Genomic DNA, 17,226 nt, shown 5'->3' with positions numbered 1-17,226 from the left:
GTTTTATATTAAAGCGTTTTGAACGATTTTCCGATAGTAACTAAGTGTGAACAGTGCGAACAGAAAATAGATGGTGATATAAACTACTACCGAAACAATCGTTGGAATGGTAATGTCCGAAATAATCATGAAAGAAGCTGCTCTCACTGCAAAAAACGAATGCAGAACCCCGATAGCTAAGGGGAGAAGGAACACAACGATCTGCTTCCGCAAAATGCCCTTCATAATCATCTGCACGTCGAACCCTAGCTGCCGCAGCGTCTTGAAGCTCTGTCTTTCCTGTTCTGCTTCGGTCATTTGTTTGAAATATAGGATGCTGCCGGTAGAGGCAAGAAAAGCGAGTCCTAGAAAGGCAGCTATGAAAATAAATAATCCGGAAGTTTGTAGTGCCTTTCTATAATCTGTATAGAAATCGTTCATAAAACGATCTCCATTTCTATATTTCTCGTAGAGGGAGGCAGCTAGAGCAAGCCCATCTTTGTCTGAAATGCGATAATTATCTATGTGTACCGTCTCAAAATCGGCAGTATTGAAAATTCTGTCCTCGATATCTTTCAAAGTAGCTTCAGACACTAGCACCTGGCTGCCTAGTATATTGAAATTCACGAGATTTTCTACGACTAGTTCATTCAGCCGATAGCTATCAGTCTGTCCATCTGCCAGCAGCTCGATCGTTGTTGGATAACGCTTTGAGGTGTCAATGTCGTCGTATTCATTCGATGCCCAGGCATTGTATTCTATGGCTTCGCCATAGGAAGGCACGGATAGTTTCGCCCCTGCTCTCTGAAGCTGTTCGGCTGAGAGCCATAACAAGCTTCCCTCTCTATAACTAGAACCTTGAAGTGGATTAAGGATTACGCCAGTTGTTCGAATCGCCTTAATTGTGTTGTAGTCGAAGTTAATTCCTTGGCTCTCCAGCTCGGATTTAAACAACTGTGCATCTTGCTGCTTATTCTCAAAAGTAAAATCATAAGGCATCGCCATACGGGTGTCTTGCTCTGCAGAGTAATAGAAAGAATAGGCCGTAGTAACAAGTGTAATTGTTAAAGCTGATAACACAGTAATTAAGGTAAGCGAGTTGGCATTAGCCTTCATTCGGTGCATGAGCGGTGCAAGTGACAGGCTATCATACAAGCCAAGATGTCCTTGTTTCTGTTTGCGAAGCCAGGAGAAGCACCACCTAATCGTCACACGAAACAATATATAGGTTCCTGTTACAGTAGATGCAAGGACCAACAGCGCATTGAAGACTAGTTGCTTATCTACCATACGACCCGATAATTCGTAGCCGTATCCAATAAGCACAGCACCAAGCACGGCAACAATAGCCGTAAGAAAAGAGGGAGGCCGACTAGAAAGGTCAGACTGCTGATCTGCTTGGAATAAATGTAGAAGCGTACTACGATAAATCATCCATATCACTTGAACGAAAGTAATGGCAATAATGAGAATAAAGACCATTGCCGTCTCAAAAGCTGCAGATACAGAAAAGCTTATGTCAGGTACGCCATCCAAACTAAGCAAATTCATTAAAATCAAAACAAATAAACGTGATACCAACGCTCCGCATATAATTCCCGCTAGTAGTGCACCTAATCCGAGAAGCACATTCTCAATGATTAAATAACGGGCAACCCACCCCCTGGATAGGCCGATAAGTTGATACAATCCGAATTCACGACTGCGACGACGTAGAAATATACGGTTAGATGAGACGGTAAAGATTCCGACAATCACAATGAGCAGTGCTGCTGCAGACTGAAAAGCTGCTAGAAAGTTAATACTTGATTCCATCATTGTCTGAACCTGCTGATCGTGCTGCAAGGAAGCGAAGACGAAGAACAGACTAATACTAAAAATGAGAGAAAAGAAATACAAATAGTAATGCTTCACATTTTGTCGCATGCTGCGAAGCGCTAAATCAAAAACCGTCAACATGGTCGCCTCCTAATACAGCCTGCACATCGATGATTTCTTTAAAGAACGACTGTCTAGATTTCTCTCCTCGGTACAGTTCGGAATAAATCTTCCCATCTTTCAGAAACACCACGCGGCTGCAGTAGCTGGATGCGACTGGATCATGCGTGACCATTATTATCGTGACCTTTCTTTTCTGATTAACCTCTTCCATGACAGACAATAACGATGAAGCGGATTTGGAATCTAATGCTCCAGTAGGCTCGTCAGCAAAGACGATGGAAGGCTGGTGGATAAGGGCACGTCCAGCAGCAGTGCGTTGTTTTTGTCCGCCTGATATTTCGTACGGGTATTTTTGCGATAATTCCTTGATTCCAAGCACATTTGTAATCGCTGTGAACTCGTTCTCTGCATGCTGTTTGCTTATTTTGCTAAGAGATATTGGCAGAAGTATGTTTTCCTTTACCGTCAACGTGTCAAGTAGATTGTAATCCTGAAAGATAAATCCAAGTTTGTTTCGACGAAATGCAGAAAGGGCGGTATTGCTCATGGTAGAGATATCTTCGTTTTCGATTAAAATCGTGCCATCTGTAGTCCGGTCAATTGTCGCCAGTACGTTAAGCAATGTTGTCTTACCAGAACCGGAGGGACCCATAATCCCAACGAATTCTTGGCGGAGAACTCGTAAATCAATTCCCTTTAAAACCTGTTGGGCTCCGCCCTTTGAACCATATGTTTTGTGAACATTTCGAGCATGTAGAACCGTACCTTGTTCATTCCATTCATTCATAGTGAACCTCCCAAATCTGATTACTGCTTAAGTTTACGGTTGAAACGCCGTCTTGTCGCACGTTTTAGGTGACAAGTTGAATAGGTAAGTGACGAAATTGTCATGTTAAATAAAAAACAGTCAAGAATAATCTTGGCTGTTTATAACGGAATATTTACACTTGCCCTCTTCTAATCGTTTCGAATGCATTGATATCAGTAAAGATGATTCGCATCGTTGTTCCTTGCGATTGACTAGGTTGGACATGAAGTGTAATCCCTATTTTACCTGCAACAGTCTGGGCAAGATATAGCCCGAGTCCAGTAGCGGCGTTATGAATTCTTCCATTCTCGCCTGTGAATCCTTTATCAAAAATACGTGGCAGGTCATGTGGCTGTATCCCCGGACCTTCGTCTATCAAATCTAAGATGACATTCTCTTTCTCCGTCACATCTGTCATGAAAGTTAGAGCCTTGTCTGAGGGACTGTATTTAATGGCATTGGTCAGTAATTGCCGGATGATGAATCGGCACCATTTACGATCTGTAACGACCATGGCATCATTTCCCTCGATGCTAACTGCCAAATTTTTCTCTATACACCAGGGGGCAAGTTCTCGGATTTCTTGTGCGGCAAGACGTTGTATAGAAACTCGTTCAAGAACGTAGTCGGATTCTAAGGCGGGAAGACGTGTCATATGCAACTGACGATCTAAGAGTAAATGGATTCGCAGCCATTCTGTTTCAATTTTACGTATGCCCGGATCACTCTTTTGTGCGTCTAAAATTAGTTTCATTGCGGTAAGAGGCGTTTTAACCTCGTGAATCCAAGAGGCTGTAAAATCATTTTCAATCAATTGGAACTCCTTAAACTGTGAAAGTTGACGTTTGAACTGGTAAAAGGCTTTTAGTAATAAATTATTCGTTATCTTATCCATTTCATTAACAGGGTCTGGGAGGCTCTCGATCCAATCTGAAGCCATGACTTCTTGCAGTTTGGAAATTTCTGCTATATATTTGGTTTCCTTCTTAAAACGACATAGGAAAAACAAAAGAAATATGATGATATTGAGAGCATTTAAATAGATGAGAGATGTAAACTCCACCCTATAACCTTGTTCAAAAAGGATAAGTAAGTCGGTCAAACCTAGCAAGCTGACAAACAGCAGAATCCAGCTTTTTCTTGTAACAATATAGTGAAGTAACATTGCACTTATTCCTCCTATAAAGTAATGGCTATGTAACCCATTCCTTTCTTAGTTACAATCGCATCTGAAAGTCCAAACTGCTCTAATTTTTTTCGCAAACGGGTGATATTGGCTGTAAGGGTATTATCGTTCACGAACTGCTCGTCATCCCACAGCTTTCGTATCAAATCATCACGTGAGATTACGTTATTGTTTGCCTTTACGAGCGTGATCAACAAAAAACATTCGTTTTTCGTCAAGTCTATTTCCTCGTCTGATTTTCGGATAACGCCTCGTTTTAAATCAATCAAGGCACCGTTCCATTCATGAAAATCTGTCTGGCCTTCCCCATAAGCATAGGTTCTGCGAAGAAGCGCTTGAATTTTGGCAGTTAGCACATTCGTATGAAATGGTTTCTGAACAAAGTCATCTGCCCCCATATTCAGCGCCATGACCATATCTAATGGGTGATCGCGAGAGGATAAGAAAATAATAGGCACCTCGGATACGAAGCGAATCTCTCTACACCAATGAAAACCATCAAATTTAGGGAGCGTGATATCCATAATAACGAGATGAGGTTGTTGTTCAATAAACGAACGCATGACATCGTTAAAATCATTTGGTCTCATAACCCGAAACGTCCAAGCTTCAAGCCCTTCTTTCAACGATTCAAATAAAGCATGGTCATCTTCAACAATAAATATATTAAACTCCATAAAGTGAACCTCCTATATTCAAAAATCTAATTTCTATAATTAAGCTATTATTAAGTATAACAAAGTATCATTTCGTTTGGTAAATGTCGGTGATACGTCCGTTACAATGACCAGAACGTATCCTAAGATTGCTGATATTACGAATGATTACAAGATAGATGTATAAATGATCATCCGTAGGAGCAGCACCAGTAACAAAATATATACATACCACACATGTGAACTGTGCAGTAAGACTTGAAAGAAAAGACATTGCCGATTAAACTGTATCTTAGTTCTGTGGAAGAGGGTTAGATAGGTATCGGTATTTATAAAAGAACTTGATAATAAAGACTTTGAAAATGGAAACTGGTAATAATTCTTGGCCACATCAGCTAATGCTGTTGCGGTTTGTTTTATTTTGTGGGCTACTCAGTGCCAAATAAAATTATCATTTAACCAATATCACACGGAGATTGAATCCCCAAGGAGCTTGTGGAGAGAAGCGTGCAACTTGCCTTTTTTATGGGAAATGTTGTAAAAATATATAACGCCTTCTGTTCCCGCACGCGCTCTCCGTGATTTCTTTGTGAGATATTTTTAAGCCATATGATCCGAACCAGTACCGATAGTACAAAAGAGATTCCGCTAACGATAAACGATAGTTAAGGGGCTTGCCTTCGCAGCAGCTCCTCTTTTGTTTATTATAGTAAGGGGCGGCAGGCAAGTTAAATATGAACGAAACAAATACATGGCAAGTACGTCAGATAATGTAGGGGGCGAATCAGTGAAAAAATAATATTTATCGTGGCGGGACCTGTTGTTATCGTCTCATGCATTTTGCTATTAATGATAATTGGACGCTATAAAGACCCAAAAATTGAAGGGGCAAATAAGATTAGTCAAATGGAGAGAACCTCCGCATCAGAGAAGATATTTAAACAGAACAAAGACGCGGACATTCTATGTGTCTATGGTGCACGTTTTTATAAACGTGTCGAAGAGCAGGAGCAATACAAACAAATGGATTTGAAAATAAATCATGAGTTAGGCGAGGTAAGAAAAGAGTACAAAGATGGCAATATTTTTGGAGATTACATGGCAACTAAACTCCAAGTTGGGACATAGATATTTACGATTCAAGGTCAAATGCAATCTGAATTGCTTCTTGTACAACTGGGAGAAAAATACGTTGTTTATATATATCAGAATTCAAAGGATTTGTAAAAGACCCCTCGTGTGAAGTGATTCATGAAACTAACGCAGAACGATAGCGAAATAGCGGTTGCTTCGGCAGCCGTTTTTGTTTTCCCTGCTAACGGGCAGTTGAATTAAGTCTAAAACAGACTTGAGATACATATTGCATTATAAGAAAAGCTCTATCAGAGTGAGAGGTGATGATTGATTTGGAGATAGATTTCTATAGGAAATGGGCTTGCCAAAAAATGATCGAATCCTCACAAAGCAATATGTGGGAAGGACATTGGGCATGTGCGGTTATAGCCTTGACTAAACTCTTGGAAGAAAAACTTGTACCTGCCTTGTTGGAAGATTTGATTTGTAAAAATCTTGTCAAAATTGTGGATGAACATGCAAACGAACAGCAGTATCGGGGAAACAAAGAATACGAAGGCTTTACTGCCCAAATGATGAGAATGCTTGTCCAAAATCACCATACATGCCATGCTCTTGGTCATGACGTGATTTACACTTTCTATTTGCTGAGTACGCTCTCTCGTTCAAACATTCCGGCAACTGCCGAAATGTTTGATGCCATGGGGAAAATTGTTAGAAGTTTCGCAGCATCAGGTCCTGGTTTTGTTACTGTGAATGGGGAGAATATCGTGATTGAACCTGACGGCATACCGAATACAGGTTTAAGCTTGCAGTTGACTCCGGAGACTGTGCTAGGCTTACTCCAAGACTTTCAAAGACCGTTGCAAATGGAGAAAGGCGATATGCAGTTGGGGCATATCCTTACGCATGGTCACGCTATTGTGGAAATGAAACAAGCTTATCGCAATTATGTACACGACAACCTCGATCCGGCCTTTTACGCAAGAATCAACATCTTGACTTATGCAAATACACTCGAGGAAAATTGGGTTGAATCCGATTCGGTGGTTACGGAAACCGAGTTGAATCCATTGGAACCTTCCTACTGGGAAAAGGCATTTGCTGAAAGCAGGCATGGCCATTATTATAAATATGCGTACAGTTATCTGAGACTATGCCGAATGTCGGGCCTCAATCCATCCGATTTTCGATCGTTTCAACGCATTCTGTGAACGGATTGTGTTTAAAAACCGAATGTACGACAGTCCATTCAACTAACGGTGAACGTTTGTTCAATATGAAACGATAGCGGAATAGCGGTTGCTTCGGCAGCCGTTTTTGTTTCCCAGAACGGGCAGAATTGTATAGTTGGAGAAGAGGACTATTTTATATAATAATTGAATTTTGGAGCTGAGAACTTGGATAACATTAATTATAGAAAGTTTGAAGATACTTTATTTCAGGAATGTGCCGTTGCTTTAGAAAACTTCAGTAAATCAGAAGGCAACTTAAAAGTATATGCGTTTGTTTTCGATTGTGATGAGGTTCATGGAAGTATCCTGGCAAGCTTAGAAACAGAAGGTGGTCTTGCAAAAAGGATAAATGAATATGAAGAAAAGTATAAACATCTTTATAGGGAATATGGAATCGATGGTATTTGTGGTTATAAATATGACATAAGTGGTTTTTCTTTTAGAGACTTTATTGATTTTTCAGAAGACGTAAGTGAATTTCTCGATATATTCTATCAGGTAAGCGTCGGAGATATGGATGAAATTGATCCAGACGATGATGAAGCAATGGATGCACAGATGGAAATTTCACATCAACATAGTGAAAAATTTAAAGAAATGCTTGTGAATGTTATAAAGCGATTAACACCTATTCTTGATAAATTAGATAAGACTACTGGTTTTATGGCATACATCCACCCGCACGACATTAACGCACAGGATACAATGAAGTATATGCGTATGACAGTAACAGATAACGTATTTTATTCCAATTTTTCCGAATTAAAAGAAGAAAATGCATTGCACTAGCGAGAAACGATAGCACAATAAACAGGGAGCAGATTGCCAAGGCAGCTGCTCCCTGTTTTCATTCAAGTAACGGGCAGGTTAAAGCAACTTTGGTCACGTACATTCGACCATGTGGTTAATGTTAATGTTTTCCATAAAACCGCATATGAATAAATAATACAAAAGGAGATGATTCGAATGGAATTTACAATTATCGAATATGACCCTTCATATGCGTTACAAACGGTTAAAATGTGGAGAGAGAGCAAGGAACAAGCGATTGGGCAAAAAGCGATACATTCTTTAGAGAATCATGTATTTTTTTTAATAACATTTTGGTCACAAATAATAAAGTATATCTTGCAATTGAAGCTTCAGGGGAGCAAGTAGTAGGCATACTAGCTTGTAACGAGAATTGGGTCAATCAGTTATACGTTCATACGCAATATCAAGGAAGAGGAATAGGGAACAGGCTCTTGAACCTCGCCAAACAGCAATCTGAAGGTAATCTGTTTTTATTCACTTTTGATGTCAACAAGAAAGCACAGAAATTTTATGAGATAAACGGTTTTAGAATTGTTGGCAGAGGAAATGAAAATGAAGAGCAGCTTGATGATATTAAGTATGAATGGACAGAGTCTTGAAGTGATTGGTGAATACGTACATTTATCGAGAGGCAACATTATTTTTGTCATTAAACTCCCTAACGCTGAACGTTAGTTCAGAGATCCAGGAGCAGTTTGCCGACGCGGCAACTGCTCCTTTTTCATTAAGCTAAAGGGCAGGTTAACGCAACATTCACCTAGAATTAGAATGTTATAAACCTGCCTTCGAGTAATTTATCGCTAACTTCTCTAATTAGATGGATCAACACAATTGAGGGTGAATATTCTGAGTAAGCAATACGTAGAGAGATTAATCTCGAATTTCGGAAAATTAGGTTTCTTTATCGGAGAAACAATTAGTGAGCAGATTTTAGAAATAGATAAAGCCTTAAAAATAGAACTTCCTGATAGTTACAGGTGGTTCGTTAGGAATTATGGTTATGGTGGAATTTCGGGTCGTTGTATAGAAGGAATAGGGAAGGATGGAAGTCTAACAGTTGTAGAAGTCACAAATAAATACAGAGCACTTGGATTACCAGAACACCTTGTAGTAGTAGAAAATTGCGATGAGTATGTAACTTGTTTAGATCTAACAACAATAAGTAATGGTGATTGTAAAGTTGTGTCGTGGTCAAATCATGAGAAAGATGGGATTCTACCTCAAACAACATCCTTTTACGATTACCTGTTATATGCATTCTATAGTGAAGACGATATGGATGATGACGAGTTGTATAGTGAATGGTTACGCATATTTAATGAAATAAAGTGATCTTAGTTCTTACGAAACTTCAACTAAATTGTGGATGTTCAATACGCTAGCGGGTAACGATAACGTAATAAGCAGGGAGCAACTCGCCACGCGGCAGTTGCTCCCTAGTTTCGTTAAAGTAACGGGAGGATAATGCAACGAATTATCGAATCCTAACATCTACCGAATAAAGAAATAAGGTGGGGTGATTGTAGTTGTCAGTAGAAAGAGATAAAATGCTAAACTCACTGAAAAACATCGTTATTCCCAGCTTGCGCGAGCGTGGCTTCAAGGGTACATTTCCGCATTTTCGAAGAGTAACCGAACAGAAAATAGACCTCCTAACATTTCAATTCGATAAGTATGGTGGTGGTTTCATCATCGAAGTAGCCGTTTGTCCTCCAGCAGGTCATACTCATCATTGGGGAGAAAAAGTCCCGCCGAACAAAGTAACCCCATATGATTTGAATCTTAAAAATAGAAAAAGGATTGGAGATAAAGACAATTGGTTTAGGTATGACAAATTTAACTTGTTCGGTAATATCTACGATAAAGTTGCATACAAGGCATTAAAAAATCTAAGTGAAGCGGATGAATATTGGACCGTAACTGATTACCAACCATTGAGCTAACGGAGAACGAGAGTTCAATAACAGCATCAGGCAGTCGAACCAAAGTGGATCGGCCTTTTCTTACGTAACAGGAGATTAGCTAAATGAATATAGTATGGTTAGCGTTGTTTATCGCTTGAAGGAGGTCTCTATGAATTACATATGCTTTAATTATGAAACGCCAATCTTAGAGCAGTTACCTCACCCGTTTAAAGAAGCGGCGATATTACTCAATCCGTTTATTATAATGCCAATTGGTTGGACAGATATGAAGAAAAAGAGTGAATATGAACATGTTTATACAGAATTTGCAAACCCAAGCCTTGGAAAGAAGTCATGCAAGAGACAGGGATAATATCATATGAAGAACTCGCTGTTGCACTAAAGACATCTATATCAGCATTAAAGAAAGAATTTGCTCGAGAAGATTTAGCAGAATTACTAAATTACAATCTATCCAAAGAGCTTTACTATCCTCGGTAAGACAATATATCGGAATATTTAATTACAGGTATTCTCGAGGTTCTGAGTTCTAATGGAGCAAATTCTTTCATGTATTCTGATCCGATTTTTGATCAATCTGGTGAATTGCGAATCAAGGATGCTACCGAACTGGAAATGTGTGAGTTAGCTCCTAAAGAACAGTAAAGGGCTGCCGCGTGGCAGCCCTTTACCCCGCTAACGGGAGATTAACGAATTAGTAATCTAAAAATACTTCCAGCAGTTATAGTGTAAACAGGATAAATCGATTGACCTTCCAGTTATTGGAATCTTATAATGTTTATTGTATGGAAATAGACAAAGGAGTGTTAATATGAACCGTGTCGTTTTGTTTGATCTGGGTTCTCAGGATCCGGAAGGAGCAACTCAGTTTTATGCCAATGTGTTTGATTGGAAAATAGGGAAACCCAATTGGGATTACTGGCCTGTAACGACAGGATCGAGTGATTTACCTGGTATAGACGGTGGTATTACACGCTCCCCGAAGGATATTTCACAACGAGTACAAATCACAATTCAAGTGGATTCCATCGACGAAACCATTTCAAAAGCCGTAGAAAACGGTGCAAAGCAAGATACGGATAAAATGGACTTCGGTGATTTTTATCTTGCCTACTTGTTCGATCCACAGGGCATACGGTTTGGTCTCATCCAGTACAAATAACGGGAATATTGCAAGTGGTTTCAGTTGATATTTGGTTTTTTAAAAGATAGAACGTTGAAGTAACGGATAACGTTTGTTGAATAAACATAATTAGAGAAGCTGCCGTTGATTGGCAGCTTCATTATGTTAACGGGCAGGATAGTTTAATGATCATGTAGAAATTATTTGGGTAAATATGGGTAAAAAGAGGGGTAAGGGATGAGCTTTAAAGTATTTCAAAGTGAACTGCCTGAAATCTATATATTAGCTGATCAAGTTGAACAAACCATTGATTTTGATCACACTATTGCATTAAATCAATTAAAAGAAATAGGTCGTTTACTCATTAAAATGATTCTTGTAAATGAAAATGTAAAAAATGATGATTCCGAACCTTTTATTAATTTAACAGCAATAATGAGGATTGATATCCTTCCAACTCAAATGGTAACTACGTTAAAACAGTTAGAATACTTTGACACAAGAGAGAGTTCTATTTTTATTGAGCTTAATCAAGTGGAACAACTCTTTTTTGAAATATATGATTTGACATCGTGGTATTATAGAACCTTCATAGATGATCAATTTATTCCAGCCCCTTTATTGCTCAAACCCCGAGTTGCAACATTAAGTATTCCATCTAAACATGAGAGACAACCTTCGGAAATAAAATCCATTTTTCATATTGACAATATAGCGGTTGAAGGAAATTGGGTAAATGAAATTGAAAATATGTTCTCCATTGAGTATGAATCTGGTGAAAATTACCAGGGACAATTGAAGAAGGGACTAAAGTGGGGAACTGGCGTGTATCATTGGTCCGATGGGTCTAAATATGAAGGGCAATGGTTTAATGATAGTGAATATGGATTTGGTGTTAAAGAATACGCTAATGGTGATAGTTATCGGGGAGAATGGAGAGATGGACTGTTTTATGGCAATGGAATCTATAAGTGGAAAGATGGAACTGTCTTTGAAGGCGGTTGGCAAGATAACTTGGAACATGGTTATGGAATCAAAGTTCATCGAGACGGATTTGTACAAAAAGGATTTTGGACACGTGGGGAACTAGTTTTCAATAAAGACCAATTGAATGAAAGTAAGCCTTTAATTTCAGATAAAGAATAAATGTAATTTGATCATGAGTAAGGTTCTTGAGCTCCCTCGGGAAACGATAGTGTAACAAAAGGAAGTTGTTCTGTTCAAAAACCCACTTCCGTCAAAGGAGTGGGCTTTTGTTTATATTGATATGTAAACCTTGTGTGTGGTGGTGTCATAATTACTGAGAAAATTTCAAAACCTGCTATTCTTATAAGCAGGCTCTTCATAATTAGTTTCAGTGAGTACTATTACAATAATTTGCTCTTGAAATACTTTCACATTTTTAATTCATGTTGTCTTTTTGAAAGCTAATTTCTTTAATTACTTTTCTTCGATATAGACCTGGGGTAACGCCAGTAAACTTCTTAAATAACTTATGAAAATAAGGTAAGCTCTCATATCCGCAATTGTGGGCGATGGTATCAATACCTAAGTTTGTAGTTAAAAGCTGCTCCTTTGCAGTTGAAATTCGCTTGGCATTCACATAGTCGGTGATGTTCATCCCGGTTAATTGTTTAAACACCCTAGATAAATGAGCGGCTGAGATTGAAGTCTGCTTAGCCAAATACGAAAGTCCAACGATTTGGTCAGTGTGATACTGATCTAAGTGTTGAAGTATGTTTAGTAACCAGGAGGGTCCGACATCCGACTCGGCCAGTTGATGATGGGATTCTTTTAATATCAAACGATTAATGCTGATCAGAAGGCTATTTAAATGTAGTTGAATTGCGTATCTAAAACCAGCTTCGTGTCGTTCCAATTCATCATGCATTTGTTTGAGTTTTTCTTCAAGCACAGGGCGCATGGCTGCTGGGACAACAAGCTTATAGCTCTTATATTTTCGTGCTCGCTCAAAAACTTGCATATTCGTAAACGAATCACCTGCTGAATAATGTCCGATCAGTTGCGGATCAAAAAAGACAGCAGTGGCAGTAATAGGAGATTCAGAATCTGGCAATGCCTGATGAATAGTATTGCCAGGAATGATGAAGAGGTCTCCTTCATTCATCTCATAGAGCATTTGGTTTAAGAAAAACGTACCTTTTCCACTATAAACATAAACCAATTCAAAGCGATCATGAAGATGCTCTGGAAGTTCTCGAATTGGTGTCTTTTTGTCCTTAAATACAATGTCAAATGGCAGGAGGTGGTCGTTAATAAAGTTCTTTATAAGCGGTTTTTGCATTTTGCGAGCCTCCCCAGATCAACTCACTTCATTATTTGTCTTATATATAGAATATCAAAATAGAGTATGTTTTTGCAAAGGTAAAGAATTAACAAATGCCATAATCTTGGTACAATATTATTAAGCAGCACCAACATTGGAAGAAAATTAATTTATTCTATCATAGGCTGAATCGAATCCTGGAATTCGTCCTAATAACACTCTAGGTTGCGGATAATGGCAGGTAGTTTAAGTGTTGCCAACGTAGTATTTGGATTGTTCGGAAAATCTCATCAAAAGGAGCTAGTCATCGATGGACGTCGTTTACCAATTTGAAGAAGTAGCAAGACTTCCCTTGCCCGGGGATAACTGCGCCGTTGCGATTCACCAATTGAACTCTGGTACCGCCATTCAGTATGAAGGCCAAATCCTCACCTTGGATTACACGGTTATGGAAGGCCATCGATTTGCGGTGAAAGCGATCGCTCCTGGCGAAGATCTGCTCTCGTGGCATTTGCCTTTCGGCGTGGCGCTTAAGCCGATTCAGCCTGGCCACTATGTGATCAACGAAACAGTGCGGAAAGCGCTCAGTGTGCGCCAGTTGACATTCGCGGTGCCGGCGGAGCCCAATTTCGCGGATCAAGTTTCTCCTTATATCCTTGACGAGGAGAACTTCCAGCCGGCTCAGGCATCGCCAGCTTTTACGGATACGCGCACTTTCATGGGATATCGCCGCCATAAAGATCGCGGGGTTGGCACCCGGAACTACATCGTACTGCTCGGCACCACCTCGCACACGGGGAGCTACGTGAATGAGCTTGCCTCTCGTCTGCAAGGAGAATGGAAGAACGATTCGAATATAGACGGGATCGTTCCCGTCGCTCACACGGAGGGCGGCACAGAGAAGCCGAATAATGTGGACTTGCTGCTGCGGACGCTCGCAGGTTTCATGGTCAACCCGAACGTCGGAGGGGTATTGGTTGTCGATTATGGCAATGAATCGGTCACGAACAAGATGGTGGAGGCTTATGCACGTGAGCATAGCTATCCGATCGATGAAGTCCTGCATAAGTTTGTGTCGCTCACAGGAAGCTTCGAAGAGGAGCTAGTTAATGGTGAAGCGTTAATACGCGAATGGCTATCAACGGTCAACACGATGCAGCGAACTCCTGAATCCATCAGCCACTTGCGAATCGGCTTGCAATGCGGCGGTTCGGACGCATTTTCCGGAGTATCCGCGAATCCGCTGCTCGGCTGGGTTTCGGAACAATTGGTGCGTTACGGCGGTGCGGCTAGTCTAGCCGAAACTGACGAGTTGATTGGCGCGGAGCCCTATGTCCTCTCAAAAGTACGCAACGTTGAAACCGCGCGCAAATTTTTGGAACTTGTGAACCGATTTAAGGAGCGCACGTCCTGGCACGGCACCAGTGCGGAAGGTAACCCGTCAGGTGGCAACATGTATCGCGGCTTGTACAACATCTATCTCAAATCTATAGGCGCCGCTATGAAGAAAGACCCGACAACACGGATTGATTATGCAACTGAGTACGGGGAGCTTATGAAGTATGGCGGCTATTATTTCATGGATAGCCCTGGCAATGATCTGGAGAGCATCGCCGGACAGGTAGCCGCAGGCTGCAACATGATCTTCTTTACAACGGGAAATGGTTCGATCACCAACTTTCCATATGTGCCTACGGTCAAGGTGGTCACGACAACTCGCCGCTTCCAATTGCTTTCGAACGATATGGATGTGAACGCGGGGCAGTATTTGGAAGGCAAGTCGATGGATGAGCTGGGCCAAGAGGTATTTGAGTTGGCGCTCCAAATTGCCTCTGGTCAGCGAAGCGTCGGCGAGAAGGCGGGCCATGCCCAAGTACAAATTTGGCGCAACTGGCAGCAGAGCGATGCGAGTCAGCTGGAGACGCTGCTTCACACTCTTGTACCTACAGGAGATCCGATAGAAATTGAAGATGATGCTATAATGAAGGCTAACCCGATCCAATTTTCCTTTACTCGACATCGCAATCGGCAGTCTAGTGACAATATTGGCTTGATCGTGCCGACCAGTCTTTGTGCCGGACAGGTAGCGGGCATGATCACAAGGCGCCTGAACGAGCAAGGAGCAGGACAGCCTGAGCTCTCGCGTTTTGTCACATTGGCACACACGGAAGGCTGTGGAACTTCGGGGGGGCCAGCCGAATCGCTGTTTGCCCGCACGATGATCGGCTATATTACGCATCCGATGGTGGAACATTGTTTGCTGCTGGAGCATGGTTGCGAGAAAACACATAACGACTACATGCGCCATCAGATGGATGTGATGGGCGTCGATGCAAGCCGTCTTGGTTATGCCAGCATCCAGCTCGACGGCGGAATTGCCAAGGTTAGCGAGAAGGTAGAAGCCTGGTTCGCCGATCGATTGGTTGCGACCGATACTGCGGAGAAGGTAACGGTCGGTTTGGAAGGGCTGCGCATCGGGCTCGTAAGCGTTGGTGCCATTAACAAAGATGCTGGCAAGCAGCTGGGGGCACTGACCAAGATGATTGTCGGGGCCGGAGGCTTGGTCGTCGTTCCCGAGAACAGCGGATTGCTTGCCGAGGATGCGTTCAGTCAGCATCTATTTAGCGCTTCTCAAGTTGGGCCGTCTATCGCCTATGGGGAACATGTCCGCCGAACTGGATTCCATATCATGGAGACTCCAACAACGCATGGGGTAGAGACGATCACAGGACTCGCCGCCACAGGTGTTGAATTAATAATCGCGCTGATCGGTGATCGTCCAATGCAGGCGCATCCTTTCGTCCCAATGCTGCAACTGACGTCGGATCTGGACGTGCTGCATAACCATAAGCAAGATGTCGATTTGGTACTCGAGGGCAACCCGAGCTTATGGGTGGATCATATACTCGAGCGTAGCAAAGAAATTTTGGAACATACTTATGTACCACGTCTCTACCAGCAAGGTAATATCGATTTTCAAATGACACGGGGCTTTTTGGGGGTGTCGTTATAATGCAGACAATATCAGAAAGCGAGGCAAACTCCATGACGAACGCATTATTATCCCTACGGCCACTTGGCAATACTGGCCTACTCATATCACCGCTATGTATTGGAGCTGCTCCGCTCGGGGATATGCCGGAGACCTTTCAGTACGGCACGTCGGAAGAACAAGCATTGGTAACGCTCCGGACCGCTTTCGAAAGCCCGATCAACTTTATAGATACGGCTGCAGCATACGGCGAAGGTGAGAGCGAACGGCGGATTGGCAAGGCTATTCGAGCGAATGGTGGACTTCCGGCTGGTTACGTGTTGGCTACCAAAGCCGACCGCGACTTCAAGACCGGCGACTTCAGTGGCGAACAGATCAAACGTTCCATCGAAGGAAGTCTCGAACGATTAGGACTTGAGCGTCTGCAATACGTTTACATCCACGATCCTGAACATACCACCTTCGAAAATGTGATGGGACCCGGCGGACCTTTAGAAGTACTTCAAAAGTTTCAAGAGCAAGGAGTCATCGAGCACATCGGCATATCCGGCGGACCGATCGATATGCTCATTCGTTATGTCGAAACGGGAGCGTTCAGCGCTGTAGAAACCCACAATCGATATACGTTGCTCAATCGAGCTGCCGAACCATTGCTTGATGTCGCTAATCGCATGGACGTCGCCGTCATTAACGCCGCTCCTTATGGCAGCGGCATATTAGCTAAAGGTCCGGAAGCATACGCTCGGTATGCCTATAGCGATGCTTCGCCAATCGTAGTGGAACGAGCGCGCATGTTCGCCAAAGTTTGCCAGGAATACGATGTACCACTAGCCGCTGCAGCGCTTCAATTTTCGCTTCGCGACCCGCGGATCGCCAGCACGGTCGTCGGCATGAGCAAACCGGAACGGGTAGCCCAGACGTTGGAGCTCGCGAATTACCCGATTGCCCCTGAGCTATGGCCGGCGCTTGATGCCTTTGGCTATGATACGGAAGATCCAGAAGAGAATCGATTGGCTTAATGGGTGGGGTAGATCATAATCATCTAGATCGATTCGTGACCTAGCTACCCGGGTGATTCATGAATTGGAACAATAATCTCGTCCCTAAGAGAATGTCTTTGGGGCGGGATTTTTTAATTGCTTCACTTTGCGGATAGTCTCACTAATTATGAAAGTTTCCGCATCCTTAAAATGTCGGGAACACTTCA

15 protein-coding genes and 1 pseudogene are annotated in these 17,226 nt (G+C 41.9%); 11 read left to right on the top strand and 5 right to left on the bottom strand.

What is annotated here, in order from left to right; translation table 11 throughout:
• Positions 1-3 precede the first annotated feature (3 nt).
• From AC58QG_RS14105 to AC58QG_RS14090, 4 genes are all read right to left on the bottom strand, one after another.
• Positions 4-1,938: an FtsX-like permease family protein gene (locus AC58QG_RS14105; RefSeq protein WP_497362647.1), complete on the bottom strand. Its 1,935-nt coding sequence runs from the start codon at positions 1,936-1,938 to the stop codon at positions 4-6.
• The gene (locus tag AC58QG_RS14100) at positions 1,922-2,707 is read right to left on the bottom strand and encodes an ABC transporter ATP-binding protein (protein ID WP_497362646.1); all 786 of its coding nucleotides are present in this window, start codon (positions 2,705-2,707) and stop codon (positions 1,922-1,924) included. Before AC58QG_RS14100 ends, AC58QG_RS14105 begins: the two co-directional genes overlap by 17 nt.
• 154 nt (positions 2,708-2,861) lie before the next feature.
• Positions 2,862-3,893: a sensor histidine kinase gene (locus AC58QG_RS14095; protein WP_497362645.1), complete on the bottom strand. Its 1,032-nt coding sequence runs from the start codon at positions 3,891-3,893 to the stop codon at positions 2,862-2,864.
• Positions 3,894-3,907: 14 nt separating this feature from the next.
• Positions 3,908-4,591 carry a response regulator transcription factor gene (locus tag AC58QG_RS14090; RefSeq protein WP_497362644.1) on the bottom strand — a complete coding sequence of 228 codons (684 nt, stop codon included), beginning with the start codon at positions 4,589-4,591 and terminating at the stop codon, positions 3,908-3,910.
• Between the two features lie 828 nt (positions 4,592-5,419).
• On the opposite strand from AC58QG_RS14090, the gene AC58QG_RS14085 reads away from it, so the two are divergent.
• The 9 genes and pseudogenes from AC58QG_RS14085 (at position 5,420) to AC58QG_RS14045 (ending at position 11,886) form a co-directional block, all read left to right on the top strand.
• Positions 5,420-5,698 carry a hypothetical protein gene (locus AC58QG_RS14085; RefSeq protein WP_497362643.1) on the top strand — a complete coding sequence of 93 codons (279 nt, stop codon included), beginning with the start codon at positions 5,420-5,422 and terminating at the stop codon, positions 5,696-5,698.
• A 317-nt stretch (positions 5,699-6,015) separates the two neighbouring features.
• Positions 6,016-6,858 (top strand): hypothetical protein, encoded by an 843-nt coding sequence (locus tag AC58QG_RS14080; protein WP_497362642.1) that lies wholly within the window; start codon positions 6,016-6,018, stop codon positions 6,856-6,858.
• A 186-nt stretch (positions 6,859-7,044) separates the two neighbouring features.
• Positions 7,045-7,668 (top strand): hypothetical protein, encoded by a 624-nt coding sequence (locus AC58QG_RS14075; protein WP_497362641.1) that lies wholly within the window; start codon positions 7,045-7,047, stop codon positions 7,666-7,668.
• Between the two features lie 233 nt (positions 7,669-7,901).
• Complete coding sequence (locus AC58QG_RS14070; protein WP_497362640.1) at positions 7,902-8,291, top strand: GNAT family N-acetyltransferase; 390 nt, start codon at positions 7,902-7,904, stop codon at positions 8,289-8,291.
• 238 nt (positions 8,292-8,529) lie between these two features.
• Positions 8,530-9,024, top strand: a complete 495-nt coding sequence (locus AC58QG_RS14065; protein WP_497362856.1) for an SMI1/KNR4 family protein — start codon at positions 8,530-8,532, stop codon at positions 9,022-9,024.
• A 194-nt stretch (positions 9,025-9,218) separates the two neighbouring features.
• Positions 9,219-9,635 (top strand): DUF4304 domain-containing protein, encoded by a 417-nt coding sequence (locus AC58QG_RS14060; protein WP_497362639.1) that lies wholly within the window; start codon positions 9,219-9,221, stop codon positions 9,633-9,635.
• A 94-nt stretch (positions 9,636-9,729) separates the two neighbouring features.
• Positions 9,730-10,262, top strand: a pseudogene (locus AC58QG_RS14055) (DUF2711 family protein).
• A 166-nt stretch (positions 10,263-10,428) separates the two neighbouring features.
• Positions 10,429-10,779, top strand: coding sequence for a VOC family protein (locus tag AC58QG_RS14050; protein WP_497362638.1), 351 nt, complete (start codon positions 10,429-10,431; stop codon positions 10,777-10,779).
• A gap of 198 nt (positions 10,780-10,977) precedes the next feature.
• Positions 10,978-11,886 carry an MORN repeat-containing protein gene (locus AC58QG_RS14045; RefSeq protein WP_497362637.1) on the top strand — a complete coding sequence of 303 codons (909 nt, stop codon included), beginning with the start codon at positions 10,978-10,980 and terminating at the stop codon, positions 11,884-11,886.
• Between the two features lie 256 nt (positions 11,887-12,142).
• Here the strand turns inward: AC58QG_RS14045 and AC58QG_RS14040 are convergent, their stop codons facing one another.
• The gene (locus AC58QG_RS14040; protein ID WP_497362636.1) at positions 12,143-13,045 is read right to left on the bottom strand and encodes a helix-turn-helix domain-containing protein; all 903 of its coding nucleotides are present in this window, start codon (positions 13,043-13,045) and stop codon (positions 12,143-12,145) included.
• Between the two features lie 292 nt (positions 13,046-13,337).
• Between AC58QG_RS14040 and AC58QG_RS14035 the strand changes: the two genes are divergently transcribed.
• The gene (locus tag AC58QG_RS14035) at positions 13,338-16,040 is read left to right on the top strand and encodes a UxaA family hydrolase (RefSeq protein ID WP_497362635.1); all 2,703 of its coding nucleotides are present in this window, start codon (positions 13,338-13,340) and stop codon (positions 16,038-16,040) included.
• A 32-nt stretch (positions 16,041-16,072) separates the two neighbouring features.
• Positions 16,073-17,038 carry an aldo/keto reductase gene (locus AC58QG_RS14030; protein ID WP_497362634.1) on the top strand — a complete coding sequence of 322 codons (966 nt, stop codon included), beginning with the start codon at positions 16,073-16,075 and terminating at the stop codon, positions 17,036-17,038.
• Positions 17,039-17,226: the final 188 nt, after the last annotated feature.

This window comes from Paenibacillus sp. J22P169 (genome assembly GCF_059691995.1).
Note: the sequence above shows the minus strand (reverse complement) of the source record. Positions and strands in the feature narration are given on the sequence as shown.

What these genes read in the sequence shown, in the direction of transcription:
- AC58QG_RS14105 (WP_497362647.1), bottom strand. Translation starts at nt 1,938, where the DNA reads ATGTTGACGGTTTTTGATTTAGCGCTTCGCAGCATGCGACAAAATGTG.
- AC58QG_RS14100 (WP_497362646.1), bottom strand. Translation starts at nt 2,707, where the DNA reads ATGAATGAATGGAATGAACAAGGTACGGTTCTACATGCTCGAAATGTT.
- AC58QG_RS14095 (WP_497362645.1), bottom strand. Translation starts at nt 3,893, where the DNA reads ATGTTACTTCACTATATTGTTACAAGAAAAAGCTGGATTCTGCTGTTT.
- AC58QG_RS14090 (WP_497362644.1), bottom strand. Translation starts at nt 4,591, where the DNA reads ATGGAGTTTAATATATTTATTGTTGAAGATGACCATGCTTTATTTGAA.
- AC58QG_RS14085 (WP_497362643.1), top strand. Translation starts at nt 5,420, where the DNA reads ATGATAATTGGACGCTATAAAGACCCAAAAATTGAAGGGGCAAATAAG.
- AC58QG_RS14080 (WP_497362642.1), top strand. Translation starts at nt 6,016, where the DNA reads ATGATCGAATCCTCACAAAGCAATATGTGGGAAGGACATTGGGCATGT.
- AC58QG_RS14050 (WP_497362638.1), top strand. Translation starts at nt 10,429, where the DNA reads ATGAACCGTGTCGTTTTGTTTGATCTGGGTTCTCAGGATCCGGAAGGA.
- AC58QG_RS14045 (WP_497362637.1), top strand. Translation starts at nt 10,978, where the DNA reads ATGAGCTTTAAAGTATTTCAAAGTGAACTGCCTGAAATCTATATATTA.
- AC58QG_RS14040 (WP_497362636.1), bottom strand. Translation starts at nt 13,045, where the DNA reads ATGCAAAAACCGCTTATAAAGAACTTTATTAACGACCACCTCCTGCCA.
- AC58QG_RS14035 (WP_497362635.1), top strand. Translation starts at nt 13,338, where the DNA reads ATGGACGTCGTTTACCAATTTGAAGAAGTAGCAAGACTTCCCTTGCCC.
- AC58QG_RS14030 (WP_497362634.1), top strand. Translation starts at nt 16,073, where the DNA reads ATGACGAACGCATTATTATCCCTACGGCCACTTGGCAATACTGGCCTA.